General features: G+C 50.5%; 29 protein-coding genes. 21 read left to right on the top strand and 8 right to left on the bottom strand.

Annotated elements, in window-relative coordinates:
* Positions 1 to 76: 76 nt before the first annotated feature.
* Positions 77 to 934, bottom strand: a complete 858-nt coding sequence (locus ACTRXD_RS06070) for a class I SAM-dependent methyltransferase (protein WP_442430946.1) — start codon at positions 932 to 934, stop codon at positions 77 to 79.
* 357 nt (positions 935 to 1,291) lie between these two features.
* Here ACTRXD_RS06070 and ACTRXD_RS06065 point away from each other — a divergent pair, with 357 nt between their 5' ends.
* From ACTRXD_RS06065 to ACTRXD_RS06010, 12 genes are all read left to right on the top strand, one after another.
* On the top strand, positions 1,292 to 1,651 hold the full coding sequence (locus ACTRXD_RS06065) for a sulfite exporter TauE/SafE family protein (RefSeq protein ID WP_442430945.1): 360 nt from the start codon (positions 1,292 to 1,294) through the stop codon (positions 1,649 to 1,651).
* Between the two features lie 343 nt (positions 1,652 to 1,994).
* Positions 1,995 to 3,971: a cation:proton antiporter domain-containing protein gene (locus ACTRXD_RS06060; RefSeq protein ID WP_442430944.1), complete on the top strand. Its 1,977-nt coding sequence runs from the start codon at positions 1,995 to 1,997 to the stop codon at positions 3,969 to 3,971.
* Positions 3,972 to 4,149: 178 nt separating this feature from the next.
* A complete protein-coding gene (locus ACTRXD_RS06055; RefSeq protein ID WP_442430943.1) occupies positions 4,150 to 4,491 on the top strand; it encodes a hypothetical protein in 342 nt (113 codons plus the stop codon).
* A 193-nt stretch (positions 4,492 to 4,684) separates the two neighbouring features.
* On the top strand, positions 4,685 to 5,017 hold the full coding sequence (locus ACTRXD_RS06050) for a cupredoxin domain-containing protein (RefSeq protein WP_442430942.1): 333 nt from the start codon (positions 4,685 to 4,687) through the stop codon (positions 5,015 to 5,017).
* A gap of 80 nt (positions 5,018 to 5,097) precedes the next feature.
* Entirely contained in the window at positions 5,098 to 5,595 is a 498-nt protein-coding gene (locus ACTRXD_RS06045; RefSeq protein ID WP_442430941.1) for a Rieske (2Fe-2S) protein, read from the top strand.
* A 14-nt stretch (positions 5,596 to 5,609) separates the two neighbouring features.
* Entirely contained in the window at positions 5,610 to 6,248 is a 639-nt protein-coding gene (locus tag ACTRXD_RS06040; RefSeq protein ID WP_442430940.1) for a flavodoxin family protein, read from the top strand.
* 495 nt (positions 6,249 to 6,743) lie between these two features.
* A complete protein-coding gene (locus ACTRXD_RS06035; protein ID WP_442430939.1) occupies positions 6,744 to 7,655 on the top strand; it encodes a hypothetical protein in 912 nt (303 codons plus the stop codon).
* 140 nt (positions 7,656 to 7,795) lie between these two features.
* Positions 7,796 to 8,479, top strand: coding sequence for a hypothetical protein (locus ACTRXD_RS06030; protein WP_442430938.1), 684 nt, complete (start codon positions 7,796 to 7,798; stop codon positions 8,477 to 8,479).
* Positions 8,480 to 8,581: 102 nt separating this feature from the next.
* Positions 8,582 to 8,788, top strand: coding sequence for a hypothetical protein (locus ACTRXD_RS06025; RefSeq protein ID WP_442430937.1), 207 nt, complete (start codon positions 8,582 to 8,584; stop codon positions 8,786 to 8,788).
* A complete protein-coding gene (locus tag ACTRXD_RS06020; protein WP_442430936.1) occupies positions 8,785 to 9,213 on the top strand; it encodes a hypothetical protein in 429 nt (142 codons plus the stop codon). The genes ACTRXD_RS06025 and ACTRXD_RS06020 overlap by 4 nt, the downstream gene beginning before the upstream one ends.
* 37 nt (positions 9,214 to 9,250) lie before the next feature.
* Positions 9,251 to 9,964 (top strand): hypothetical protein, encoded by a 714-nt coding sequence (locus ACTRXD_RS06015; protein WP_442430935.1) that lies wholly within the window; start codon positions 9,251 to 9,253, stop codon positions 9,962 to 9,964.
* A 24-nt stretch (positions 9,965 to 9,988) separates the two neighbouring features.
* Positions 9,989 to 10,753, top strand: a complete 765-nt coding sequence (locus tag ACTRXD_RS06010) for a hypothetical protein (protein ID WP_442430934.1) — start codon at positions 9,989 to 9,991, stop codon at positions 10,751 to 10,753.
* A gap of 33 nt (positions 10,754 to 10,786) precedes the next feature.
* Here the strand turns inward: ACTRXD_RS06010 and ACTRXD_RS06005 are convergent, their stop codons facing one another.
* Positions 10,787 to 11,002 carry a hypothetical protein gene (locus ACTRXD_RS06005; RefSeq protein ID WP_442430933.1) on the bottom strand — a complete coding sequence of 72 codons (216 nt, stop codon included), beginning with the start codon at positions 11,000 to 11,002 and terminating at the stop codon, positions 10,787 to 10,789.
* A 61-nt stretch (positions 11,003 to 11,063) separates the two neighbouring features.
* On the opposite strand from ACTRXD_RS06005, the gene ACTRXD_RS06000 reads away from it, so the two are divergent.
* The 7 genes from ACTRXD_RS06000 to ACTRXD_RS05970 all read left to right on the top strand — a co-directional run bounded on the left by ACTRXD_RS06000 (position 11,064) and on the right by ACTRXD_RS05970 (position 16,895).
* A complete protein-coding gene (locus tag ACTRXD_RS06000) occupies positions 11,064 to 11,792 on the top strand; it encodes a hypothetical protein (protein WP_442430932.1) in 729 nt (242 codons plus the stop codon).
* Positions 11,793 to 11,853: 61 nt separating this feature from the next.
* Entirely contained in the window at positions 11,854 to 13,314 is a 1,461-nt protein-coding gene (locus ACTRXD_RS05995) for a geranylgeranyl reductase family protein (protein WP_442430931.1), read from the top strand.
* Between the two features lie 43 nt (positions 13,315 to 13,357).
* Complete coding sequence (locus ACTRXD_RS05990) at positions 13,358 to 13,552, top strand: hypothetical protein (RefSeq protein WP_442430930.1); 195 nt, start codon at positions 13,358 to 13,360, stop codon at positions 13,550 to 13,552.
* Entirely contained in the window at positions 13,552 to 14,028 is a 477-nt protein-coding gene (locus tag ACTRXD_RS05985; protein ID WP_442430929.1) for a hypothetical protein, read from the top strand. Before ACTRXD_RS05990 ends, ACTRXD_RS05985 begins: the two co-directional genes overlap by 1 nt.
* 84 nt (positions 14,029 to 14,112) lie before the next feature.
* Positions 14,113 to 14,751, top strand: coding sequence for a hypothetical protein (locus tag ACTRXD_RS05980; protein WP_442430928.1), 639 nt, complete (start codon positions 14,113 to 14,115; stop codon positions 14,749 to 14,751).
* On the top strand, positions 14,732 to 15,322 hold the full coding sequence (locus ACTRXD_RS05975; protein ID WP_442430927.1) for a hypothetical protein: 591 nt from the start codon (positions 14,732 to 14,734) through the stop codon (positions 15,320 to 15,322). Before ACTRXD_RS05980 ends, ACTRXD_RS05975 begins: the two co-directional genes overlap by 20 nt.
* Positions 15,323 to 15,461: 139 nt before the next feature.
* On the top strand, positions 15,462 to 16,895 hold the full coding sequence (locus tag ACTRXD_RS05970) for a glycoside hydrolase family 13 protein (protein ID WP_442430926.1): 1,434 nt from the start codon (positions 15,462 to 15,464) through the stop codon (positions 16,893 to 16,895).
* Positions 16,896 to 17,003: 108 nt separating this feature from the next.
* On the opposite strand, the gene zwf is transcribed toward ACTRXD_RS05970, so the two are convergent.
* On the bottom strand, positions 17,004 to 18,839 hold the full coding sequence (gene zwf, locus ACTRXD_RS05965; protein WP_442430925.1) for a glucose-6-phosphate dehydrogenase: 1,836 nt from the start codon (positions 18,837 to 18,839) through the stop codon (positions 17,004 to 17,006).
* Positions 18,840 to 19,374: 535 nt separating this feature from the next.
* Between zwf and ACTRXD_RS05960 the strand changes: the two genes are divergently transcribed.
* Both ACTRXD_RS05960 and ACTRXD_RS05955 read left to right on the top strand, forming a co-directional pair.
* Complete coding sequence (locus ACTRXD_RS05960) at positions 19,375 to 19,965, top strand: hypothetical protein (protein WP_442430924.1); 591 nt, start codon at positions 19,375 to 19,377, stop codon at positions 19,963 to 19,965.
* A gap of 39 nt (positions 19,966 to 20,004) precedes the next feature.
* Positions 20,005 to 20,460: a metallophosphoesterase family protein gene (locus tag ACTRXD_RS05955; RefSeq protein ID WP_442430923.1), complete on the top strand. Its 456-nt coding sequence runs from the start codon at positions 20,005 to 20,007 to the stop codon at positions 20,458 to 20,460.
* A gap of 211 nt (positions 20,461 to 20,671) precedes the next feature.
* Here ACTRXD_RS05955 and ACTRXD_RS05950 read toward each other — a convergent pair whose 3' ends face one another.
* The 5 genes from ACTRXD_RS05950 to ACTRXD_RS05930 form a co-directional block, all read right to left on the bottom strand.
* On the bottom strand, positions 20,672 to 20,872 hold the full coding sequence (locus tag ACTRXD_RS05950; RefSeq protein ID WP_312747588.1) for a hypothetical protein: 201 nt from the start codon (positions 20,870 to 20,872) through the stop codon (positions 20,672 to 20,674).
* A gap of 17 nt (positions 20,873 to 20,889) precedes the next feature.
* Positions 20,890 to 21,150 carry a hypothetical protein gene (locus tag ACTRXD_RS05945; protein ID WP_442430922.1) on the bottom strand — a complete coding sequence of 87 codons (261 nt, stop codon included), beginning with the start codon at positions 21,148 to 21,150 and terminating at the stop codon, positions 20,890 to 20,892.
* A 625-nt stretch (positions 21,151 to 21,775) separates the two neighbouring features.
* A complete protein-coding gene (gene trpA, locus ACTRXD_RS05940) occupies positions 21,776 to 22,573 on the bottom strand; it encodes a tryptophan synthase subunit alpha (RefSeq protein ID WP_442430921.1) in 798 nt (265 codons plus the stop codon).
* A gap of 80 nt (positions 22,574 to 22,653) precedes the next feature.
* Positions 22,654 to 23,847, bottom strand: coding sequence for a tryptophan synthase subunit beta (gene trpB, locus ACTRXD_RS05935; protein WP_442430920.1), 1,194 nt, complete (start codon positions 23,845 to 23,847; stop codon positions 22,654 to 22,656).
* Positions 23,848 to 23,901: 54 nt separating this feature from the next.
* Positions 23,902 to 24,531, bottom strand: a complete 630-nt coding sequence (locus ACTRXD_RS05930; RefSeq protein WP_442430919.1) for a phosphoribosylanthranilate isomerase — start codon at positions 24,529 to 24,531, stop codon at positions 23,902 to 23,904.
* Positions 24,532 to 24,544 lie beyond the last annotated feature (13 nt).

Raw genomic sequence — 24,544 nt, 5'->3', positions numbered from 1 at the left:
CCCAGACAGCGGTCGTGCCGTTTGCAAAGATTGATCTGGAGATATGAGGTCTTAGATCACGTTGGGACACCATCCCTTATTCTGGATTCTTTCCAATCAAATAGGCAATCCATGAGGGGTCGGAATCACCTTTCTCGACGCGATGATAGGTGCCGGTCCCTTCATTCGCTTCTGCATTGAGGCCTTCCCAGAGAAAGTGCACGTCCTCAAAACCGGCCTCTTGCAGGAGTTCCCTGACCTCGGGAATCGTCCACAAGCGCCAATCATAGACAAAGGCATTACGAAGCTCACTGCCATCGCGGAAGAGAAAATGAATCCGGGTTGTACAGAAATACGTGGAGGGTTCAAAGACATCCTGATCCCACACGAAGATGAAATCGCCAATGCCGTCGTCAGCAGGATTGTCGATGTCTCGATGCTCCTCCTGTTCCACCTGCGTTTCGCTGCCTCCCCAGATATCCAGCACAAACAACCCGCCGGGCCGAAGCGACCGCCTGGCATTCCTGAAGTATTCTAAAAGGGTCGGTCGATCACGGAACACCATATAACTAAAATTCATGGCGACTGTGAGTTGTGAGAGAGGGTGTTGGACGTTCAAGACATTGTCATTCACTAATGTGAGCCGCTGCTGTTGCCCGGGAGTCAGATGAGCAATGTTGTGTTTGATACCCCAATTCAGCGTAGGCCAATCCAGGTCAATGCCCAGGGCATGATTGTCGGGATGTCGGGTTACGAAATGGGAGGATAAAAAGGCGGTACCGCAGAAATCCTCCCGAAAATGGCGGAGCGAAGTGTTGGTATAGCTCTCGAAATATTCGGTGAGGAACGGTATATCCAATTCAGGGCTTTGCACGCTCTTTTGGTAAAGAAGATGGACATCGGCCAATTGAGCCATTGAAACTGGTTGGGGAGAGTCATATTCAGGAGAAGTCATTAAAACCTCGTTTCTATTTAGAAGAGTGAATTCATTTTACGATTTCGCCAAACAGTCGGGTGGGGTATTATTGAAATGAGATCTCACAAATTATTGCTCGTTGTGCTGGGCAATATTACGTGAATGCGGAGGTCTCTTTCCAGGGATAGGGGCCAGGAAGGATTGAATCTCTTTATACTCATTCCATGCTCACCATTTTTCTCCTTTATGAGCGGTATGGTTTTTGGGATGAAGGAAGGTAAAAAGGGATTTTGCACATCACCTGTTCCAATTGAATACGCAGTTGGCATCCAACTGCGCGGTTCTTTGTTCCCGTTGATTTTTTTGGTTCACATAAGATCGAAAAGGAAAATTTACATGGATGGTACATCGGTAGCGATTATTGCGAGTGGGGTATTAGTGGGTATGGGTGCCTCCTTCACCGGGCTCGGAGGCGGATTCTTGATGGTCCCCCTGCTCTTATTTCTCGGCTTTACGGCACAAAAAGCCGTCGGCACCTCATTCGTCGGGATCCTGGTGATTGCGGTCTCGGCCTTGATTGCCCACGGGAGGATGGCCAACGTGGATTACAAATATGGCCTTCTGCTCGGTCTGGGCGGAATCATCGGAGCACAAATCGGTGCGCGCCTTGTTGAAGATCTTCCCACTGAACTGTTCAAGAAAATCTTCGCGGTCATGCTCATTGGCCTGGCGATATATCTCTTTGTGAAGAAATAGGACCAAGTCGAGACACCGTCCCATCATCAGGGGACATCGGCGCGTCGTTGGTTTTCGCTTCCGGATATCCCGTGAACGGTACAATCAATTTTTGCTGAAATGGCTATTTTCAATACATATCTCTTGCCAATAGATCATACTTAATAGTAACTATGAATGGGGGTGGCTTCTCTTTGGCGGCATGTTTGACTCCAGTGGGCATGACCGTCCGTCAATTGTGATGAGCTTTCCCAAGATGGATTTTGGAGGACCGACGCCATAGGCTGAAATCTGTGGCGACCGGCCAATGTAACGCCACAACCACGACATTCCAGTATGGCATTGTGTTTGCGGAAAAACTCTCATGATTGAGCCGATTTTTCTCCAGTCTCTTTTTTTACTCGGAACAGCTGTCGTCGTGGTGGTTGTATTCCACAGACTTCATATCCCCTCACCACTTGCCTACCTGCTCGTTGGCGTGTTGCTTGGTTCATACACCCCGGGGCCGGTCATCGAGGCACAACCGGTTCGTGCCCTGGCGGAATTCGGAATTGTCTTCTTATTGTTTACGATCGGCCTGAATTTTTCGATGCCGCAAATCCATGCCTTGCGTCATCAGTTACTGGGTCTGGGAACGGGGCAGGTCCTACTCACGACTATCGCGGTGGGCCTCCTGGCTTGGCTCGTGGACTTACCCATTGCCGCAGCCTTTGTCGTAGGAGCGGTGTTCGCGCAGTCCTCCACGACGATTATCAGCAAGCAACTCATCGAACAGGGAGAGGAGCATAGTCGGCACGGACGATTGGGGATCGCTATGTCCGTTTTTCAGGATGTGACAGCCGTCCCATTCGTGGTCGTCATCCCTGTGCTCGCAATGGCGAATACGGAGGTTGTGGTTCTGGCCGGTTCCCTCGGGATGGCGTTTGCAAAGGCAGCCCTGGCGTTCGGACTGGTCTTTCTGGCCGGACGATGGGTGATGCGTCCCTTATTTTATCTGGTTGCAGAGCTACGCTCCACGGAAGTGTTCACCCTGACAGTCCTGTTTGTGTCATTGGTTTCGGCATGGACCACGAGCAGTCTTGGCCTGTCTATGGCGTTCGGTGCCTTCCTGGCAGGGATGATGCTGGGTGAGACCGAATTCCGACATCAGGTGGAATCTACCATTCGCCCTTTCCGCGATGTGTTACTTGGTCTGTTCTTTATCGGGATCGGCATGCTGGTCGACCCGTCGTCAATCCCGGGCATTTGGCACTGGGCATTAATGGGAGCCACGGTCTTATTGCTCATCAAGGCTGTCCTGGTGGCGCTGATGGTACGATTATCGGGGATGGACACCTTGACTGCCTGGCGGACCGGATGGTTATTGGCGGTGGGAGGTGAGTTCGGGTTTGCTCTTCTCTCCATTGCACTGGATGTGGGTGTGATCCAAGCAAAAATCGGTCAGATTGTGTTGACCTCTGTGTTATTTTCTATGATTGTTGCCCCCTTTCTCATCCGGTACAATCAAGTACTTGCCCGCTGGTGCGCACCTCGTCCGGCCCGTGAGGGGAAGGACGCGGTGCCCCAAGTCAGTATCGATACCCTCGGGCCTCTTCGTGATCATGTCATTATTTGCGGGTACGGGCGCATCGGCCAGAGTGTGGCCCACCTTCTTGAAGAAGAAAAAATTCCTTATGTGGCATTGGATCTGGATCCGTCCAGAGTCAAGGACGCGAATATCGCCGGGGAGAGCGTCTTTTACGGGGATGCTTCGGAACGCACCATTCTTGAAGGGGTTGGTGTCGGCACGGCCCGGCTGGTCGTGATCGCCCATGCCGATGTGGCCTCCGCTCATAAAACGCTGCATCACCTTCGCGCCTTACGTCCGGATCTTCCGATCATGGTCCGCACTCGCGATGAAACCCATGTCGATGAATTGCGTGCGGCTGGTGCGACGGAGGTGGTGCCGGAGACACTGGAAGCAGGTCTTATGATCGCCGCCCATGCCTTGGTGTTGCTGAATGTGCCTATCTCCCGTGTGGCCCGCCGTATGCGGGAACAGCGAAATGGGCGGTATCATTTATTACGTGAGTTTTTTCTGGGCGATAGCTTGTTGGCCTACACGAGGCAGGAACACAACGTCGACCGCCTTCGCCCGGTGGTTCTGCCACCGGACAGTTCTTTTGTGGGACACACATTAAATGAACTGAATCTCAATGGCGTCGCGATTGCCGCTTTGGTTCGGGAAGGGCAACGGCAACTCATGCCGTCAGGTGAGACCAGGTTGGAGGCTTGGGATGTCCTCGTGTTATTCGGCTCCCCTGATGATCTACAGCGCGCTGAACGCGCCCTGCTCGGATGACGGGGATAGGAACCAAGCGGCGTTATCGACTGAATTCGTCATGGAAGCCTTACCCAATTCTGTATTTAACCTCTCCTGAGCTTCATCGCCAAGTCTTTGACAAACGTCTATATTTTCAGCATATTGCTTTTAGTACTTCATCCGACCTAACAGATCTTTATTGTTGTGAGGCATTTCTATGGCAACATGGCTCATTCCGGCACTAAAAGCCGTTCTCCCACATATCGGGACAATTATTTCGGCCACCGCACCTGCATTTACAAAAAAAGGAACGGCTCCCACCACCGATCAGACGCATCTGTTGCAGCAACAGATCAGCGAATTACAGGCAGCCGCCTCTCAAAACGCCACGCATGTCAAAGAACTCGCCGAACAATTGCAACGCACCGTTGCGGCCATCGAACAGGCCGCGTCAGTGGCCACATCCAATCAGCAGCGCGCCCTGCAACTTAGTCTTGCGGCGATCGCCCTTTCCGCCATCTCCCTCTGTGCGGTGCTCTTGCATGTTCTCTTCCGCTAAGACCGCAGCAGTCCCAAAAAGTATCCGCCATACCACTGAACGGTGATAGAGTTCTGAGTGATGCTCAGATTTTTGATACAATAATAGGCTTTGGTAACATGTGAGAACAAAGGAAACAATTCCTCCATTGCACAAAAAAGGAGATTGAGTTCTGAAAAAAATCTATTTTGTCATATTTATAAGTTTGGTCTTGATGGGTTATTCCTCGGTAGAAGCGGAATTTATTAATCAACCAATCCGGATGGAACATTTTCCTCCCTATTATTATCCGCATGAAGCCGTCGTCTGGGCCGGTGTTCCCATTCAATGGATTAATGCGACCGCGTCTCCTCATACCGTCCAGCATGATGATTGTGGAACAGAGAAACCGTGTCTATTCGATTCCGGGAAGGTCGCACCCGGAAAGACGTACACTCTTCCAGGGCTGCCCCCTGGACGCTATTCATACCACTGTCAAATCCATCCGATTATGGGCGGAACGTTAATCGTCGAGGATCCGAAGGGCAGAACTGCTTCTCCGCAATAGCGTTGCACTCTCTTTCAAGTTGTTGTCCATGATATTTTTATTGGAAAAAATTGACGAGACAATCTAACCGAGGAGCTCGCATGCCCGATGAAACCTGGTTCGATGTCGGTGGTGCAGACGAGTTGAAACATCAGCCGGTGCAGCAAGTGCTGATCGGACGAACACCAGTGGCGTTAACTTACTGCAATGAGCAGTTCGGAGCGATCAATGGCGCGTGCAACCATGTGGGCGGGCCGTTGGGTGAAGGTACATTGGAGGGAGAGTACGTGGTCTGCCCTTGGCATTATTGGAAGTTTCATTATCGGACCGGCAAAGGGGAACCCGGGTATGAAGAAGACGCAGTGCCGGCCTATGACGTGAAAGTAGAGAACGGGCGTGTTTTGATTCGATCCACGGCAATTTCGAAACGAACGCGTCAAGCACATGAGCCCCATCCGCTTGCTCGAACTCCAAACAGGGAGGACGGTCCGATTCGGGTTCTCGGACTTTCCACGACCGTCATGACGCCTGATCACCCGCGCTACAGTACTTCAGAAGATTTGCTTGAAATCGGGCTGAAGCATGCTCGGACAATCTAGAATGTGAAACGCGGTTGTTGCGTCTTCGGGATCTGTCCTTTCGCCCCTGCGAGGGTTTTTATTCCAAATCATCACGGGCTTGTACCTGGCCCTGTTCGATTACGCAGATGGATCCCCAAGATGAGATGGACCAGGTCTACGAAGGACTGGTGCATTGGGCTGATGTCCTGGTTCTGGCCACTCCCATTCGATGGGGGGCCGCAAGCAGCCTCTATTTCAAGATGGTTGAGCGGATGAACTGTATACAGAATCAAGAAACGATTTCAGATACACATCTGCTTCATAATAAAGTAGGCGGGTTTATCATTACCGGTGGGCAGGATAATATTCAGGCCGTGGCCGGGCAACTACTCGGATTTTTCGCCGAAATCGGTGTGCAGTTTCCGCAGTTTCCCTATATTGCTCATTCCCGGGGATGGAGCGCGGAGGACATGCAAAATAATATGCGCTATGTGCAGAAGTCCCGATCACTGCGGGAAGGCGCGATTGCCCTGGTAGAACGCTGTGTTCAAATGGCCAGCCTGCTGGTACACGGAGATTTAGGGGAATGCCGGACGGCGAGAGGAGGGCGAAAAGCCCACGAGCTGGATACCAGGGCTCAGCTGCATGGCTTTACAAATACCAAAAAGGACCCATCGGTCAAGCCGGATTAAATTTCGGATAGGATAACAGCCCTTCTCTGTCAATGTTGAAGTTTGGTCCAATCCTTTTTTATTGGACAACAGACAACCCACCGATGGTTTTTATCGCAAGGTATCTCAGCTTTTATGAGATTTCAAATATGATATTGACGCATGTAGCATCAGTGCAGTGAAGTTGAATGCCTACAATATTCTTACACGGATCCCATGCGTCTTTTTTCAGGTAGAGGCCGCTGTTGCCAAAATTCTGATACAAGCATCTTATTTGGTGGAGATTTTGGATGAAACACAAATCTGGCTCCGCTCTCAGTTATCCACAACCGTTGCATTAAGGGGCTGTTGAGAAAAGCCGCCAACGACGTTCTCGCCATTTTCCCGTGCTCACGTACTGGAAGTACGCTCTGCTTTAATTCTGAACTTTTTTGTCAAGAATCATCGGATAATATTTAAAGTTTGGGTTCAACGCTTTATAATAGGACCCCGTTGTTCCGACGAGAAGTTTTTCCCATGTATGCGTCCCAATCCCTCCATACGCCTCTTGATCAATTGTTCAGTTTTTATCGGAAACAGGTGGTGATCTCTCTGAAGCCGTTAGTGCTGGAGTATTATCCCGACCTGTTTAACCAACGGCAGGACGAATACCGGAAGATGATGGAATTGAGTGCCAAAATGACTGTTGTGGGCCATGCCTGCGCAGAGATTGCCGGATTTCCCTATGATGCGCGTCGGCAAATGATCGGCAGTTTATTCGGCGGCTGTTGTTTTCTGGCGGACAGTTTTATTGATGACTTTGGTTTGGACGTTGCCAATTCCTATATTGATCGGATGGATGACCTGTTGACCAAGGGATGGTTTGAGATTCAGACGGATCGGGAAAAACTGTTTTATGTGATTATTGCGCGTTTATTTGCTGAACGGGATGTCTTGGATCCTCTCCTGCGGCAAGCCATACTGTTGCTCTTTCAGGCACAAAAACGGGATGTGGCTTTCCGTTCTGATCCGGAGAGCATTCGCTCACGTCCCCGCCGAGAACAATTGCGAATCTTACGGGAAAGTGCCAGGAACCGAAGCGGCCATGCGATTTTAGTTCTCACAGGATTTTTAGTCCCAGCAGTTCCTCTGCATTATGTCAGTATGATCTTTCTTGCAGGCTCCTTGATCATGCATATCGACGATCACGGGGATTGCTATTCAGACTTGCATTATCATCGGGTGACTTATCTCAATCAGGTTGCCGACCCCGAACGCACGCTTCGTCGGATCTTTCAAGGGCATATTGCCCGTTTGCGGCAGGGGCTACCGGAAGGCTCGGGGCGGGATTTGCTGATTGCCTTTTTGACCAAATATTTTGCCACACGTCTCAAAAAGCATCGTTTACAAAAAACGCATCGGGAGTTGGCCTGGGCGGTCTATGATTAAGCTCCCAGGCAGAATCATCTCGACCGTGGTGGAAGTGGTGTGTCCTGTTGGTCGTATCTTCGCGGAGGCACACGTTCAAGGAAGAGGAGGCCCGGTGGTCAGGCGCACTTAAAAATATGGGACGTTCTCCTGAGGATACAATGGGAACCACAGATGTGTATTGGGGTGATGTGTTTGCGATTGCCCTTCAGGAGCTACGGTCTCAGGGAAAGGTCAGCGATGCGCGCCCCCTGTTACGCATTGATGGCCAGGCCGAAGCAGCCATGGCCCCGTATCAATTCGATCCGGTTTATGGGAAACTTCATCGTCGGGGATGTTCGAATATTGCTGACGATTCCCGGTCGGCGCTTTTTGCCAGATGGAGCATGGGAAGGGATGAACAGTTCCTGGCCTGTTCCCATTGCCGTCCGCACCCCTATCCTCGCGGCCAGGAAGCACAGGACGTAACGTTGGATATTTTATTTGGTGTGATCTCCATTCTGGATCAGTTCGGAACTGTTCTGCGGGAACGTGGCAAAGAATATCGCACTTCCAGTGACGGGCAGGAACTTGAACGAAAACTTGAAGATTTATACCAAAACCTTGATCGACAACAAAAAGACACGATTGAAGTGATGTTGCATTCCATGGACCAGATGGTGAAATTCCTGCGAGAGGCGGATAGAAACCTGAGTCAGGTGCACGACAAGCCGGTTAATGGTCACGTGCAGCCGAATGGCCACGGGATGGCGAAAAAAAAGGCCAATGGGACCGGAACGATGAAAGCCGGGAATGGAAACGGCAAGCGTCCGGTACGTCGCCAGGATTCAAGGAAGTCGAAATAATCAAGGGTGAGTATGCCCACGTTAAATTCAGGGGAAGCAAGGAATTGAAAGGAACGCCCTTATTTGGGTACCCCGGTTTCATTTTTTACCAAAGGTGATAGAATGGCGGCCAATATGGTCCTTCGAATTAAACTCGGTCCCTTTGTCTCGTTTGAGATTGAAGGGGAGAACTGTGAAGAAATTTGTCAATCCTTGAAGGGGTTTGAGCAGTTGAATGAACGGATTGATGCGATGTGTAGTGATCTGGCCGAGCGGGTCTATCCAGATGGGATGACGGCTCAACAAACAGGACAGGAGGAGGCAAGGTGAATTTTAAAGGCCACCTGGGTATGGAGAGTTGCCCGGATTTTTCTGTCCAGGCCAAAACCGAACCAATCGCCTTTGCCACGAAGGCCAAAGGATCGTTGGTCGCACAGGTGAGTGCAATCTCGGTACGGGTAGGGGAGATTCCGATCAACCTGTCGATTCCCTTTCTTCGGCGTGCCGGTGGAATCCATACGGTGGCTTCGATTGGCAGTTTTGGAATTAAACTTTCTCCATTTACCGTCGCCGTCGAAGGGGCCAATGTGCAATTAGCGGGGGTCCTGGGCACAAAAGGTATCACCACACAACTGGAGGGGAAGGTTGGATGTAAATCAAAGCTAAGTTTCAATGGCAAGCTGTTCGGGAAGATTGCCAATTGCTCCGTTGATCTCCCGGACGATGACTTTGAGGATCACGTCGACACGATGTAGCTGTCAGCGTGAAAATGTGATTGAGAAAGGTCTGACCGTGTCAGTTTATCCTGCCCCATGCCGTCACTCCCATACGACTTACCAGGTCTACCATCAGGTCGTCTGTCAGCATCAAATCGAAGTGGAGGTCTGGCCGGCCAACGCTGAAGTGTATTTTCGCGATGAACGATATGCCGATCCTGTGAATACCCAGGTCCGGTTTCACGCTTCGGTATATAACGGGATGAGCAGTAAGGTGAATTGGGCTGTTCAGGATCCTGCAGGAAATCCCGGGGCTGGTTCGATTGATCCAACCGGCTTATATCTTGCTCCTCCGAAAGGCAGTCTTTCTCACGGGATAACCGACATCATTATTGCTACAGCGGCAGAAAGCCCTTTTCGGAAAGCCTATGCCTTTGTCACGTTGATGGGAAATGGACCAGAGCCGCTTCCTCAACCAATTCTTGAAGTTTTCCCCAAGCAGGCGTATCTCTATTATCCTCAAGGTCATGATAACGCCTATATCGATCAGAGCAACACCCAACAATTATTTCGGGCGACGATTCGGCACAGTTCAGGGATGGCTGTTCAGTGGCTTGTGGATTCAGTGGTACAGAGCGGGGCGGGCACCGTTCCCTGGTTTCTTTATCAGCTTACCGGGTCGGGTGCTTCCAAAGTCGTGACGATTTCAGCCCGATTACAAACCCAGCCGGCCATTCTCGATGAGGCCAAGGCCATTCACATAAACTATAGCTGGCCAGGACTTGTGTAGCATCCGCCAGGGAAGGGCATCCATATGGGCGACATAAAAATTAAAGAGGCAAAAAATCTCGATAAATTGCGGATCAGTGAACTGAGTAATGTTGATCCGCTTGTGATCAGCGAAGTTCGACATATTGCTCCGGCCGCCGTACACATTAAAGAACTGAATCATATTGATCCCCTGACGATTGAATCCCTCCGCATCAATGAAGTTCGCAACCTGGATCCGATCCGTGTTGAACAGTTCAATGTGACCAACCTGCCTACCGTCAATTTGTCTCTCCGGCAACTTCCTGCGGTTGATATGAATATCCGGCGCTTGCCCCCTGTGTCGATCGGACTTCATCAGGATTTTTGTCTTCCCTCCAGCTACACGTTACGCGCACGGTTATTAGGGATTGAATTCCTCCGCCTCAATCTGGAGGGACGGACCATGGTTTCCCCAAGGGATAAGGTCAGGCGTGAGCAATCGCGTATACCCGGACAAAGCTTTCCTCAGGTGGTGGCAGCCGGCAATCCGGGTATTCCATCTCGATCCGTTACCAAAGGCTCGCGGGTTGTGGTTACAGGATCACCGTGTCAGCCCATGCCTTTGTCTCATCAGTCAAAACCCGGGACCTCTGCGAGGCGACCTATAAGCAGAGAGGGGTTCAGACCTGGAGGTGAGTACGGAGGGGGGAGACAAGCCTCTTCGGGTGGATTAAAAGTGGGAAATATCCCTTCTCGTACCTTTCCGATGACGAAGGCCGGGTCTCAGATGGATTCCATGGATAGTGCTGTCAGCAGCGGGGAGGATTAATCTATGTCCTGTGAACATTCGCAATGCTCATACTCAAAGCATGGACACGATGGGGCTACTATAATGGGACAGACCACTGGTCAGGCTATTGGCCTGGCCTTCCATCTGGTCGGTACTGGTGCCCAATTGTTCCGGCAATTCATGCACGGGCTCATCTGGCAGGAGCCACCATGTCCACACGGATGCGCCTGTCCGATGCGTCGTGAGTGTGGACCGGTTGTCCAGCACCATTATTGTGTGCAGTGCCAACCTTCACCCTGTACGTGCCATTCATGTTGTTAATTCGCACATTGTCTTTGGAGTCAAGAGCATGAAGTCCGGGAGCAAGGCAACTGCCAGTAAAAACAGTAAGAAAAAATCTCCGTCACGGCGATCTTCAACTCAAAGAAAGTCGACAGCCCAAGCGTCTGCTCACGCGGACCAAAACACCAAATCGGAGGATTCGATGTTCGGGCATGGCGATCAAATCGGCACGACGTTTGCGAAAGGATTGGATCTGGCTGAAGCGGGTTTAAGTTTGGGCTTGACCCTCATCAACCGTTTTGGAACGATGATGCAGGATTCCGTGCTGGAGAAATTTTCCGGCGTCATGGGCGCCGCCACCGCTTCATCCGAGGAATCCGCTTCCTCGTCTTCCAGATCACAAGATTCGACTGCTCCGGGGCCCTCCTCGACACATCCCGAAGGTATCGAACCGCAGGATCCCGCCTATTACATCGCGAATCGTTTACCGCTTACTCCCGGGCAATCTGTGCATGTGTCCTTTTCTATTAATAATGATTCGATGGACTCGGCCAAGAACGTCAAGTTGAAGGTCGACGGATTTATCGGATCGACTCAAGGACAGGTATTTCCTTGTAAAGGCTTCACGGTTAGCCCTGGAACAAAAACGATTGAGCCGATGGATTTTGAAAAATTTATTTTGAAGGGCGTAATTCCCGCCGGCCTTCCGCCGGACGTTTATCATGGACGTATTGTTGTGATGTCCGAACAGGCAATCGAAATCCCGGTGAAATTATTGGTGACCTCGGCAACGTAAAGGGGGAGAAGCTCTCGAATAAGGGTTATTCTACCCATAGGGATGTTTGACGGGAGAACCTATGACGTACGATGTGATTGTAGTTGGGGCCGGACCGGGAGGGAGCAGCACCGCAGCGTTTACGGCACGGAAGGGGCTATCGACCTTAATCCTTGATCGAACCGATTTTCCCCGGGATAAGGTCTGTGGGGATGGGTTGACCCCTCAAGCTTTATATTGGCTGGACCAGTTGGGCTGTATCGACGAAGTGCTGACTCACACCAAATCCTGTATTAAAACCTGCGACCTCTTTATTAACGGCGAATTACTGCTGACCGGGGGATTTCCGAATACCACTCACTATCCTGATTTTTGCGTGTTGTTGGATCGCCGGCGTTTTGATCACATTCTTCTTCAACATGCCGTGGCCTCCGGAGCCGAATTCCAAGCGTACTCCCTTGTTCGAGAGATTCACCAGACGCCCGATCATGCCAGCGTCGTCCTGGATCATAAAGGGCAGCGCATGGAAGTACAGGGAAAAATTGTTATCGGGGCAGACGGCGTGAGTTCCGTCGTGTCCCGCTCTATCGGGAATGTCTTGAAAAATGGAGCGACGGCCCTTTCACTGCGTGCCTATTACCAAAATGTGGATGCTGAAGGCGCTCAAATCAAGGTGTATTTCGATGAGCGTTTTTTCCCCGGGTATGCCTGGGTCTTTGTGGACGATGACGGCTTTGCCAATATCGGGTTGGGGTACGCGTTTGATAAACCGTTTCCCATGATCCCGAATCTGAAGCAGGTGTTCCAAGATTTTCTCGATCAGGATTTGGGCCACCTCTTGCGTCATGCCTCACGGTGCGGAGCCGTTTCAGGTGGGGCTGTCTCATTTTTTAAACCCAAGGCCATCGTGGCTGATCGGGTGATGCTGGTGGGTGACGCGGCCAATCAAGCCGATCCGCTCAATGGCGGAGGTATTCATAAGGCGATGGAAGGGGCGTATTTAGCTGCCGAAACCGCGCATCAGGCCGTATTGAGTGGGGATTGTTCTGTCCGTGCTCTTCAACAATACCAAACGCAATGGGAACAACAATTTGAGTTAGACTGGCGGACGGGGGAATTATTTTTATCCGTAGCCAAAAATCCCGATTTGAAAGAATTCTGCCTGTTTGTCCTTGCCAACATTGCTCGGATGACCACCCATGACCGGCAATTTCAAGAGTTTTGTAGTGGAGTGTTCAGTGGGGTCCTTTCTCAAAATATCTGTCTTGTCCCGCAAGCCTTGTTTCATGCCATGCCACGGAATCCTGAGGCCTGGATGGCTATGTTACAATTAGACGAAAAAGGACTAGTGACCGGGCCCCTGAGTCTGGCCATCGACGCCTTGACCAGTAGTGCGAAGGCGTCAAGCCGCATGCTGATGAGTCCCTGGCAAAGCTTAAACTGGAGCCTCGAGGTGATGACCAAAGTTCTTCGGCTTGCCAGGGGCCATGCGGAAGGATCATTCACACCGTCAGGCCCCGCAATGGTAAAATGTTCTATTTGATCACCGGCAGGGATTCTAACCCGTCCGGAGAAAGGTACACGACATGGCCACCGTTATAGAATCCGTCAACAAAGTCATTAATCAGACTTCCACACAAATTCTAGAGAATCACATCCCTCAAAAAATGGCCGACATGGTCAATACCGTGGTCAATACGGGTTTCCAGATTGTGGAAGATGTGTTGAAGATTACCCAGGATTTGACGAAAGCATCGGACTCTAACCAAGGAGATTCCTAATGCATCACCATTTACCGCATTGCTGTGTCTCGATGTCCCACCATTCGTCACCCCATTATCATACGACCGGTCATCGCAGCGTGGCTCCAATTGGGTATCCGGTCCTGATGCCGATGCCATATTACCCGTCAGTCGGATATCCCGCATACGGCTGGGGAACTCAGGCCAGCCATTCCATGCCTCTTCCTCAAGAAGTCAGTGTGGACAGCGCAGCCGGCATGAAAGAAGTGTTGATCGGAGGAACCACCAACGCCTCATTGACCCTGGAATACGCGCCGGATGCCGGGGCGGCTTCGCCCTTGGTCAAGGTCACGGTGGACCTTGATGGGAGCACCTCAACCTGGCAGGAAACCTCAATGACGGACGGTTATCATGTGAAATCGCATTTGCTATCCATCGAGCCAGGAGCCAAGGTGACGTTGGAAGTGACAGAAGCGATGGCCCGATTGCGCTGGTGCGAAACAGTCTGTTTTTGATCGGATGAGGAGACCTTAAGCGTAGGCGTATTGTCTTTTTGAACGGCTATTCAATTTGAGGCAAGAATAAGGAAGGGTACACCAATGAATTACACTCAGCCGATGTTTTCTGGAATTCCCACTCATGCGTATCCTGGTGCCGGAGCCTTTTCCGGACCACACTTTCAGCATGGGGGCACCGGGTTTTGTCCTGGTTGTAGCCACCCCAGGGCCAAATGTTGCTGTGGGCATCGGGAATGCCGGAAGGAAGCCAAGGAATTGCTTGTTGAAGCGGACATTAGTGTCGACGGAAAGACGGATTCCAATTCCATGGTCCTCCAACGAGTCCGGGCAATGGCCATGTTCACGGCTCCGGTTGAGATGTCAGCCGGCGAGACAAGTGGCAGGAACGCAGAAACGAAGGCAGCCGTGGCTCCGATTGTCGGTGAGGTGGATGTGCGAGGAAAAGCCGGAATCGGCAAGGCCTTTATCGGGGGAGGATGTTGCGTGCATCTTTCCATCGAATATACCCCGACGAATGCGGCATCGACTGCACCCGCTTTAGTTTTCGTGGTCGTACAGGACAGCGAAAAAACGACTCTAGGCTGGATGAAGCAGGCCGACCCTCAGGATGGCTATCAAATTAAAGAAGGAATTATCACCACCAAGCCAGGTGCCCACCTGACGGTCCTGGTCGTCAATCTGACTTCCAGGGTTCGATGGTGTGAAGTCTTTAGTTGTTAACCGGTTTAACCAGGAGATGATGATGGCGGCAACCCCAAAAGGTTCTTCAAAAGAGAAAAAGGCCGGCGCAGCGAACAAAGCTAAAGCAGAATTCCAGGAATATAAAAAGCGAATCGAACGCGCTCCAGGAATGGAAACCCGTGGTGGCCCTCAGTTTGGCACGAGTGCGGCAGGAATGCCTCACATGCCGATGGGATGGCCACTTCCTCCTATGACCGGTTTCTTACCCCAGATTCCCCAGGTGCCTGGTTTGAATCCCGACTCAGGCCAAACTGCCGGCGAGACAAGTGGGGAGATCGCTAACCGGGTAGGGGAGACCTTGAAATTGGGTATGGATCTTTTGAATTCTGGGTTGGGGGTCGGGTTACGATTCCTTCAGGGGCTAGCTGGTCCTGAATATCATCACGGACACCCTGGATGGGGCCATACTCACGGGGCCAGGGACCATTTTCATGGATCTCACGGATATGAGTGCCAAATGGCCTGTGGCTGCGATTGTGTGGATTGTTGTCAGTCCCTCGGGTGTGCATCCTCCTGTGGGTGTGCTCCCAGCGTAGGCTCGTGTTGTTAAACGTCAGTTTTGAAAGATTGCCAGCGGATTTTTTCCTCTTCCTCTAGCCCGGAGTTTCTTGTGACTCCGGGTTTCGTGCTTGTTTTTTGCACACCAATGTCCAGATCCTATCCGTGAACGAGTTTCTGATTGTATATCTATGAAATGTCATCAACCCGTTTCCGACATTTCCTGGACTCGTGACGCCATAATCTATCAAATCTTTCCTGACCGGTTTGCAGGAGATAGCCAACAGCTCAAGCCCGGATCTGGTTTCGTGCCCTGGAGATCCAAGCCTACAGCTCACGGATTTATGGGAGGGACTCTGCGAGGAATTACTGAACATCTCGATTACCTCCTGGACCTTGGTGTCAATTTGATTTACCTGGCCCCCATTTTTTTTGCCTCGGCCAATCATCGATACAACACCTACGATTATTATAGGATTGATCCTCGCCTTGGGACATTGGCTGACTTTCAGACTCTGATATCCAGGGCTCACGCGAATGGCATTCGCGTATTATTGGATGGCGTATTCAATCATTGCGGCCGGGGATTTTTTCCCTTTTATGATGTCATGGAACGTGGGCCGGCATCCCCCTTCACCTCCTGGTTTTTCATCACACGATTTCCGGTTAATGCGTTCGGGAAATTTCGTTATCGCGGTTGGCAGGAACGGCCTCTCATGCCCATTCTCAACTTAGCCAATCCTGCCACACGACGGTATTTTCTGGACGTCGCAGCCTATTGGACGAGTCAGGGTATAGATGGATGGCGGTTGGATGCAGTGGCTGATGTCCGGGGCCATCAGTTTTGGAAGGCGCTCTGGCAGAAGGTGAAGACCATAAATCCGTCGTCGTATATGGTGGCAGAAATCTGGGGTTCTGGTCGTTCTTGGATTCGGGATGGACAATTTGACGGAGGAACGAACTATCTACTCCGTCAGATCGTCTTGGACTACTTTATTCACGGTTCCATTTCAACCAGGCAATTTGTGTCCCGCGTGAATAAACTTCTTCGGATGTATCCATGGGAAACGACCTTAGCAATGGTGAACATGTTAGGGTCCCATGACACTGAACGCCTGTATGCTTTAGCCCGGGGAAATATTTTACGACTGAAGTTGGCCATGCTGTTTCAGTTTGTTTTTCCGGGGATACCGGCCGTGTATTATGGGGATGAAATCGGGATGAGGGGAGGGAAGGACCCTGACAATCGTCGGGGCATGGAATGGAATCAGAGGAATTGGAATCACGAGTTGCGGGATTTCACCAAGCAGCTTATTGCAATCCGGAAATCTCTTCCAATGTTACGCGAAGGGGATTGGACCGTGGTTCAGGTATTCTCTGAGCAACAGTGTTGTGTCTTTGTGAGAAAGACGCAAAGAACCTGTGTCTTTATTCTTTTTCATAATGATGATCACCCCATCTCTATTCAGATTGATATCGCCCCGTGGGTGGGGAAGACCGCTCGATGGCTTGAGGACCAGCTTACTGGACACAGGTTCAAGTGTGAACAAGGAAAGGTTGTCTTATCCGATCTGGGGCCACGCTCAGGAATGCTACTGACTCCGGTGAAACCGGCTGTCCTGTGAAAAAGGTGAGTGGTCGTCCCGTGGGAGGCTGAGGACCAATTTTTCCGAAATGAATCTATTTCAATTATTGTAAGAGCAGGTGGAATTCCCTGACCATCAACAGTTTCCTTACCCGTGGTTTCTCCACATTCGGCCGTCCCTGGCCAGCAAGGCATCGGCTTCCGGCGGTCCCCAGCTCCCTGAGCTATAGGGACGAATGGCATGCGAGCCCAGGCTCTCCCACACTTTGACAATGGGATCGACGATACTCCAGCCAACCTCGACGCTATCACTTCGTTGAAATAGGGTTGCGTCTCCAGCCATCACGTCGTGCAGGAGTGTCTCATAGCCTGTGCTCGGCGCATCACCGAAATATTCCGCATATTGGAAATCCATATCTACCGTCCCGACCTTGACCTTGGGTCCTGGAATTTTGGCTCCAAAACTTAGGGAAATGCCTTCATCCGGTTGAATGCGAATGACCAACACATTCGGCGTGAGCTTGTCGACTGGAGTCTTACGAAATAACATCAGCGGGGCAGATTTAAACTGAATGACCACTTCGGTCACTCGGGTGTGTAACCGTTTGCCGGTCCGAAGGTAAAAGGGCACGCCTTCCCAACGCCAACTTTCAATACCTAAGGTCATTGCGGCAAAGGTTTCAGTCAGGGAGGCTGGATTGACATCCTTTTCCATTCGATAAGGAAGGACACTGTGACCATTAATCGATCCGGCCTCATATTGTCCGGCAACCGTTGATTGTAAGACCTCGACGGGGTTCATGGGCTGGATGGCGCGGAGCACCTTGGCTTTCTCGTTCCGGACCGCTTCGGGATCAAACGTATTCGGTGGTTCCATCGCCACGAACGCCAAGATTTGCAGGAGGTGATTGGAGACCATGTCACGGAGCGCACCGGCTTTTTCATAATAGGCCCCACGATGCTCAACCCCTAACGTTTCCGCAACAGTGATTTGGACATGATCAATATATTGACGGTTCCAGATTGGTTCAAAAATGCCATTCGCAAAGCGAAAAATTAAAATATTTTGAACGGTTTCTTTGCCAAGATAATGATCGATCCGGTAAATCTGACTTTCATCGAGCACCTGTCTCAGGGCTTGATTGAGTGATCGAGCCGATGGCAAATCATGACCGAAGGGTTTCTCAATGACGATACGACGGGAAAAATCTTTTCGATGTTCGACTAATCCTTTGGCGCCCAGTTGCGCAACGATTTCCGCAAAAAATGTTGGAGCCGTGGCCATGTAATAGAGGTAATTCCCCTGAGTCCCATGTGTCGTATTTAACTGTGTCAGCAAAGAATGAAGGCGGTCGTAGGTTTGAGAATCCCGAAAATCTCCTGCCAGGTAATGCAGGCGATCAAGGAGCCATTCTTTGATGTTGGCATCGATGGGACGGGGACATAATTCATCGATGTCCTGACGTATCTTTTCCCGAAAGTCATCCGTATGCATGGGAATCCCATCTATCCCAAGGATGGCAAATTCTTGAGGGAGATGATGACTTGAGGCCAGGTTGTATAACGCGGGAATCAATTTTCTCTTCGTGAGATCTCCCTGGGCCCCAAATATGATAAATAACGTCGGGGGTCGCGTTTGACCATTACTGGGTTGTTGGAAGAGGGCACCCTCTTTTAGTTCATCGGCGTGGTCGAACACAGGATGGGACGTTTTCACTGACTCTTTTACCTTTCCGGACATGTCATTCGCATCGGGTCCATGGAGAACATAATCCAACCGAGGAATGCGACTTGATTCCTTATAATAGTCTTTGCCTGATAAAAAAGGCTGCGACAATGCGCCGCAGCCTTTACAACCGTGACTGGTCTCTTTATTACTATACCATTTCCAGGGATAAGCGCTATCCAAATGGGTCTGTTGAAAAAAGCCGCCAGTGGCGTTCCCTGCCTTCGCCGGAGCGGCTTCGCGCAGGCAGGTCGCCATTTTCCCGTGCTCACCTACTAAGCGTAGGCTCCGCGCGTAAAAACGGCTGCGGCCTTTCCTTCGAGAAGCCTCAGGACAGGACTGGACGGACCCTTCGGGAAGACTCAGGGCATGCTTTTTTGAACCGACCCGAAGCCTTTAATGAGTAATCTAATCCTGGGCAAATTTTCCCTTGAACATCTTTATTATTCAACACTCCCCAAATGACTGTCCGGATACACCATACGGGATTGAGAAACACAGGCGTTTCCCGAATGGAGGGATCATTCCAAAAAATCTCGTTCGACTGATGCACGGAAGTTTTAATACGTCAAAAACGGGGTGGTCAGGTTCTTGTATTAGAGATAGATCTTTACTGTTGGTTGAGTAGAACGATCCAGTTGGCTGTGGGTAGCCCCAACATTCTCAGACAAGTTCCTCCAGACAGGTGGCGGGGCGGGCATCTTAATATTATTCAGAACGCCATGTTGGACATATGCCTCTTATGCTATGATAAGTATAAAGATTTTTATTTTACGCAATTCTGTTTAGGCCTATGCCGCCTTTTCAGTCATTTCCTTTTCTTCCTTCCAAAACAGGCTTTTGGAAAGACGCCTGGACGCATTCCATATTATTCCCCGGCTATTTGAGTGCGTTAGCGCTTGTAATTTTGCTTGGGGATTTCGTAGCAGGCCCAACCATTCAGTTTCCTATTTTGTATCTCATTCCAGTGTCGCTCGCCTCCTGGTATAGGGGATTTTCCTGGGGGCTGACATGTGCCGTGGCATTGTCTCTTATTAGATTACTTTTTAATATACAGTTTTGGTCGGTTTCCCTCACCCTATTAGATGCCTCCATTAACACGGTGATCCGAATTCTTGTTCTTGGTGGGGCGGCTTTCCTTGTCAATCGAACCGCTAGGCAAACGCGAGCCTTAGCCAACAGAGTCAATATTTTGGAGGGCTGTCTTCCTATTTGCAGTTTTTGCAAAAAGATTCGTGACGACAATAATAACTGGCAACCGCTCGAACGATTTATTAGTGATCGATCTAATGCCCAATTTACGCATGGGTTTTGTCCAGAGTGTGGCTTACGCCATTACGGGGAATTTTTTAAAACGGGTGATCAACCGACAATAGATTCCTGATTCGCAGGATGAGAATATCGAAAATAAGAGAGAGAGAAGATGATCGGGATTATTTCTGATACGCATGGGCTGGTGCGCCCTCAAGTGATTGCAGCTTTGACCGGTGCGAAATTGATTATCCACGCCGGAGACATCGGAAGCCCTGAGGTCCTGAAGACACTGGAGGCGATCGCTCCGGTGATCGCCGTTCGTGGGAATAATGATCAGGACTCTTGGGCTGCGCAGATTCCCCTGACGAATGTCGTCGAACATCAATCGTATGTTTTATATGTTGTGCATGAACTGGATCACTTAGATTTAGATCCGGTTGCCGCCGAATTTTCTGCGGTCATTTTTGGGCATTCCCATCGTGCCTCTGCCGAGAGACGCAAGGGAGTACTCTACCTCAATCCTGGCAGTGCCGGCCCTCGTCGATTTACTCTCCCGATTTCCGTGGCCCGTCTTCATTTGACTGATACCGGCCTTACACCTGAAATCATTGAGATTGCCCAATAAAGGAATAGAGGGGATACGCGATGAGTCTTCTGAAAGTAGCCTGGTCGACTCTTATAAAACCCTTGAGACTTGAGTGCTTTGCCGGTTGCTTTCTGGTCAAAGGGGTTCGCTTGGCCAGAACCTTTGGAGATGTGAACATGAAACCAGGATAAGACCATAGAGTTGAGCTATTGGCGTAATGCAAGAAAGCATTGAGAAAGTGAATTCGTGATTAGGTTTCTAGATATAAACGAAGGGTATTTTCATGTCCCAACGTGACATGTCCGACTTTGCATTCTCCACTCAGGGAACAGGTGCGTTTGATCGCCAGCACGACCGCCGGGCTTTCATCAGAGCGATAAATGACATCTTCAATGCGAATTTCCACCGCTTTTTCTTGATCTTCCTTGTCTAAGTATTCGGTTTCACCCATGAACAACCCCTTGTTAATTATGGACGTTTTAGCATGTGCCTGCCTTCCAATAGACCAAGAACCGTGCCAGAAATTCCTGAAAAGAAATGGGTGAAATGCTTGAAAACCATGTAAGTTTTAGCTTTATTGTGCTGTGGGGATTTTGACACCGGGCAAGGTTTGCCAGGGCTAGGTAAAAACGATTTGCTGGATTTTCCATGGAAAATGACAACAGGAAGAGGGCCGATATTTTCCTTTGCTCCGAAAGTAGCCAAATGTAATAGGGCATTGGCCAGCAATCTACCGGTTCATTGTTCTTGAGTTCATCATCAGAGAATGCAAAGTGGTTTGTTCCCAAAGGTCTTCAGCTCAGGGTGTCTGCGTGCAGGGCCCCATCGGAAATCGACCTAATAAAGCGGGCTGCCCTACGCCCAGATGGGCTGAGTCATTGCCCAGGGGTGTGACAACCTGGCAAACGAAGATTGGGCGGTTCGTCTGGTTATAGTGAAAGTCCGAATAGGATCGTGGGACATTTTCAATACGTGTTGGGAGTCTCGGGATATCTGAACTTGTTTCCCTCTAACCGGTTGCGTGGTGTTCGAAACGGCGAGGAATCAGTGGAAGATGCAGGGCGCCCCTGACTGACTCCTCCCTTGCGGACCTTTGAGTGAAATGTTTGCGAAATTTTCTCTGGCGGGTATTTTAAGGATATAAACTATCCCTGGGTGGGAAAGATCAGTCCAGGAATGAGGAAGGGGTGATTCAGTTCCGAGACATCGTGGTAGTAAAAGCCACGGAAAAATAAGAAAGGAGGATGTGGATTATGAGCATTGAAGGTATTAGTTGAAACCAGTCAGCATTTATGAAGGCCGGGGAACATTTTGCTTTTTGACTCAGCATGGGTGACGGTTTTGCTGTGACAGGCTAGAGAACCGATTTCCATTGTTGTGCCATGCCCTGGATATCGGTGAGAAAAGTCTGGGCGGAATGGTGTTCATTAATGTATCGAACCAGGGCGCTTCCAACAATGACCCCATCCGCAAATTGTCCAACTTCTCTGGCTTGCTCGGGGGAAGCAATTCCAAATCCCACTGCCACAGGTTTCCGTGAGGCTCGTTGAAGCTGTTGGACGCTTTGGCGCACCAGACTGAGATCGGTCAGCTTTGCACCGGTAATACCGGTAAGAGAGACATAATAGATAAAGCCATGTGATCGCTTGATCACCGCACGTCGTCGTTCCGCTGTGCTGGTGGGAGCCAGCAGGAAAATACTTACCGGTCCTCCCGCCGCTTGAGTGGCATGATAAAGAAGGTCAGATTCCTCCGGAGGCAAATCCGGCACGATGAGTCCATCGACGCCCGCGTCAACGGCATTGGCACAAAAATCCTTAATCCCCATGGCCATGAGGCTGTTGTAATAGGTCATCAAAATAAGGGGAATAGATGTTGTTTTTCTCAGGTTGGCGACAGTGGCAAGGATATTTTTAAGAGTTGTCCCAGAGTGCAGGGCCCTTTCTGCTGCTTGTTGAATCACCGGACCATCGGCGATAGGATCCGAAAATGGCACACCCAATTCGATCAGGTCGGCACCACCCTGTTCCAACGCTAATACAAGAGATTTCGTCATTGCTAAGGTCGGATCGCCAGCCATAATGTATGGGATAAGGGCTTTTTTACCCTTGGCGTGGAGTTGTGCAAATGTGGCTTGAATGCGATTGCTCATATCAGAACATTTCAAATGTGATGGGAGACCTGGCGGCCTTCCTGGCCTGATGATTCTCTGGCCACTGAGTATGCCCTCTCCTAGAGAGGAATTCCGCGCATTTTGGCTAATTGTTGAACATCTTTATCTCCGCGCCCGGAGAGATTCATGATTAAGATCTGTGACTTTTTCATCGTGGGCGCCAGCTTGACGACTTCTGCAACTGCATGGGCACTTTCTAGTGCGGGAATGATGCCTTCTTCCTTAGCGAGTAAGTCGAACGCGGCTAAGGCCTCAGCATCCGTTGCGGAGGTGTACTGGATTCGTCCGGAATCATGATAGTAACTGTGTTCAGGACCGACTGCCGGATAATCCAATCCGGCAGACACTGAATGTGTGGGATTGACTTGACCGTCCTCATTCTGGAGAAGATAGGTCATCGTGCCATGCAAAACGCCGGGTGTTCCTCCTGCAAAGCGCGCGGCATGTTTCCCGCTTTCTATCCCGTGCCCGCCGGCTTCCACGCCGACCATCTTGACTTGAGTATCTTTGACGAACGGATAGAATAATCCAATGCTATTGCTGCCACCGCCGACACAGGCGACAAGACAGTGAGGCAACCGACCTTCCAGTGCAAGGATTTGCTTCCGGGTTTCTCGACCAATCACGGATTGAAAATCCCGTACCATCATGGGGTAGGGATGAGGGCCCAGGACCGATCCAAGCAAATAGTGAGTCGTGCTTACATTGGTGGTCCAGTCACGCATCGCCTCACTGATGGCATCCTTGAGTGTGCGACTTCCAGAACTCACCCCCGTCACTTTTGATCCAAGTAACCGCATTCGGAAGACATTCAATGCCTGTCGTTCCATATCCTCGGTGCCCATGTAAATTTCGGCCTTTAGACCGAACATGGCCGCTACAGTCGCTACCGCTACGCCATGTTGTCCGGCACCGGTTTCAGCAATGACACGTTTCTTTTTCATTCGTCTGGTGAGCAAGGCCTGCCCGACGGTATTGTTGATCTTGTGGGCACCGGTATGACACAGGTCTTCTCGTTTGAGGTAAATCTTGGCTCCACCAAGTGTTTTGGTGAGACGTTCGGCGAAGAAAAGGGAAGTGGGACGACCGACAAATTGTTTCAGGCAATTCAGAAATTCCTGCTGGAAGGGCCGGCTTTTCCTAGCCGCACGATACGCCTGTTCCAATTCATGGATGGCGGGCATCAAAATTTCCGGAGCATACTTGCCTCCGAATTGCCCAAAGCGCCCGCGTTTATCAGGTATGATTGCCATGAAATGTTCTTCTGAAAGAGGACGTAAAAAGAAAAGAGTATAGCGATGGAATGGCTAACACACAAGACGAACCGATTGGATAAAATCCCGAATTTTGGACGGATCTTTACGCCCAGGACTCTGTTCCACACCGCTACTCACATCGACCCCATAGGGTTGCACTTGGCAAATGGCTTCTTGAACATTTTCAGGAGTTAATCCTCCTGCCAACAGCATGGGAACGGCTTTGGCTACTTCGCCCGCAAGTGACCAATCGGTCGTGTGCCCGGTTCCTCCGTAAGCGGTAGGAGAAAATGCATCAATGATAAATCCTTTCACGCCTATCCGCCCTTTCCATTCTGCCAATGCGAGATAGCTGCTTCTATCCCTTAGTCGAATGGCGCGTAGCACCGGACGCTGTAACGATTCACAAAAACCGGGAGATTCGTCACCGTGAAGTTGTGCCAGACTCAATCCGCAGTCATCAAATACGCGCTTCACCATATCGAGATCGTGGTTGACGAAAACACCCACCGTCACCACAAAAGGGGGAAGGCTGGCAATGATATGTTGGGCGGTCGCAGGTTGGACATATCGAGGGCTTTGGGCGTAAAACACAAAACCCAACGCGTCTGCCCCTTCCTGAACTGCGAATTCGGCATCTTTCGGATTCGTAATGCCGCAAATTTTTATTTTTGTGGCCATAAGAACATTCGCC

This window comes from Nitrospira sp. T9 (assembly GCF_052156535.1).
GTDB lineage: Bacteria > Nitrospirota > Nitrospiria > Nitrospirales > UBA8639 > Nitrospira_E.
Note: the sequence above shows the minus strand (reverse complement) of the source record. Positions and strands in the feature narration are given on the sequence as shown.

Bases quoted from the DNA above. Each gene is read 5' to 3' on its own strand.
- ACTRXD_RS06070 (WP_442430946.1), bottom strand. From the start codon at position 934: ATGACTTCTCCTGAATATGACTCTCCCCAACCAGTTTCAATGGCTCAA.
- ACTRXD_RS06065 (WP_442430945.1), top strand. From the start codon at position 1,292: ATGGATGGTACATCGGTAGCGATTATTGCGAGTGGGGTATTAGTGGGT.
- ACTRXD_RS06060 (WP_442430944.1), top strand. From the start codon at position 1,995: ATGATTGAGCCGATTTTTCTCCAGTCTCTTTTTTTACTCGGAACAGCT.
- ACTRXD_RS06055 (WP_442430943.1), top strand. From the start codon at position 4,150: ATGGCAACATGGCTCATTCCGGCACTAAAAGCCGTTCTCCCACATATC.
- ACTRXD_RS06050 (WP_442430942.1), top strand. From the start codon at position 4,685: ATGGGTTATTCCTCGGTAGAAGCGGAATTTATTAATCAACCAATCCGG.
- ACTRXD_RS06045 (WP_442430941.1), top strand. From the start codon at position 5,098: ATGCCCGATGAAACCTGGTTCGATGTCGGTGGTGCAGACGAGTTGAAA.
- ACTRXD_RS06035 (WP_442430939.1), top strand. From the start codon at position 6,744: ATGTATGCGTCCCAATCCCTCCATACGCCTCTTGATCAATTGTTCAGT.
- ACTRXD_RS06030 (WP_442430938.1), top strand. From the start codon at position 7,796: ATGGGAACCACAGATGTGTATTGGGGTGATGTGTTTGCGATTGCCCTT.
- ACTRXD_RS06025 (WP_442430937.1), top strand. From the start codon at position 8,582: ATGGCGGCCAATATGGTCCTTCGAATTAAACTCGGTCCCTTTGTCTCG.
- ACTRXD_RS06010 (WP_442430934.1), top strand. From the start codon at position 9,989: ATGGGCGACATAAAAATTAAAGAGGCAAAAAATCTCGATAAATTGCGG.
- ACTRXD_RS06000 (WP_442430932.1), top strand. From the start codon at position 11,064: ATGAAGTCCGGGAGCAAGGCAACTGCCAGTAAAAACAGTAAGAAAAAA.
- ACTRXD_RS05995 (WP_442430931.1), top strand. From the start codon at position 11,854: ATGACGTACGATGTGATTGTAGTTGGGGCCGGACCGGGAGGGAGCAGC.
- ACTRXD_RS05990 (WP_442430930.1), top strand. From the start codon at position 13,358: ATGGCCACCGTTATAGAATCCGTCAACAAAGTCATTAATCAGACTTCC.
- ACTRXD_RS05985 (WP_442430929.1), top strand. From the start codon at position 13,552: ATGCATCACCATTTACCGCATTGCTGTGTCTCGATGTCCCACCATTCG.
- ACTRXD_RS05980 (WP_442430928.1), top strand. From the start codon at position 14,113: ATGAATTACACTCAGCCGATGTTTTCTGGAATTCCCACTCATGCGTAT.
- ACTRXD_RS05970 (WP_442430926.1), top strand. From the start codon at position 15,462: ATGAAATGTCATCAACCCGTTTCCGACATTTCCTGGACTCGTGACGCC.
- zwf (WP_442430925.1), bottom strand. From the start codon at position 18,839: ATGGCGACCTGCCTGCGCGAAGCCGCTCCGGCGAAGGCAGGGAACGCC.
- ACTRXD_RS05960 (WP_442430924.1), top strand. From the start codon at position 19,375: ATGCCGCCTTTTCAGTCATTTCCTTTTCTTCCTTCCAAAACAGGCTTT.
- ACTRXD_RS05955 (WP_442430923.1), top strand. From the start codon at position 20,005: ATGATCGGGATTATTTCTGATACGCATGGGCTGGTGCGCCCTCAAGTG.
- ACTRXD_RS05950 (WP_312747588.1), bottom strand. From the start codon at position 20,872: ATGGGTGAAACCGAATACTTAGACAAGGAAGATCAAGAAAAAGCGGTG.
- trpA (WP_442430921.1), bottom strand. From the start codon at position 22,573: ATGAGCAATCGCATTCAAGCCACATTTGCACAACTCCACGCCAAGGGT.
- trpB (WP_442430920.1), bottom strand. From the start codon at position 23,847: ATGGCAATCATACCTGATAAACGCGGGCGCTTTGGGCAATTCGGAGGC.
- ACTRXD_RS05930 (WP_442430919.1), bottom strand. From the start codon at position 24,531: ATGGCCACAAAAATAAAAATTTGCGGCATTACGAATCCGAAAGATGCC.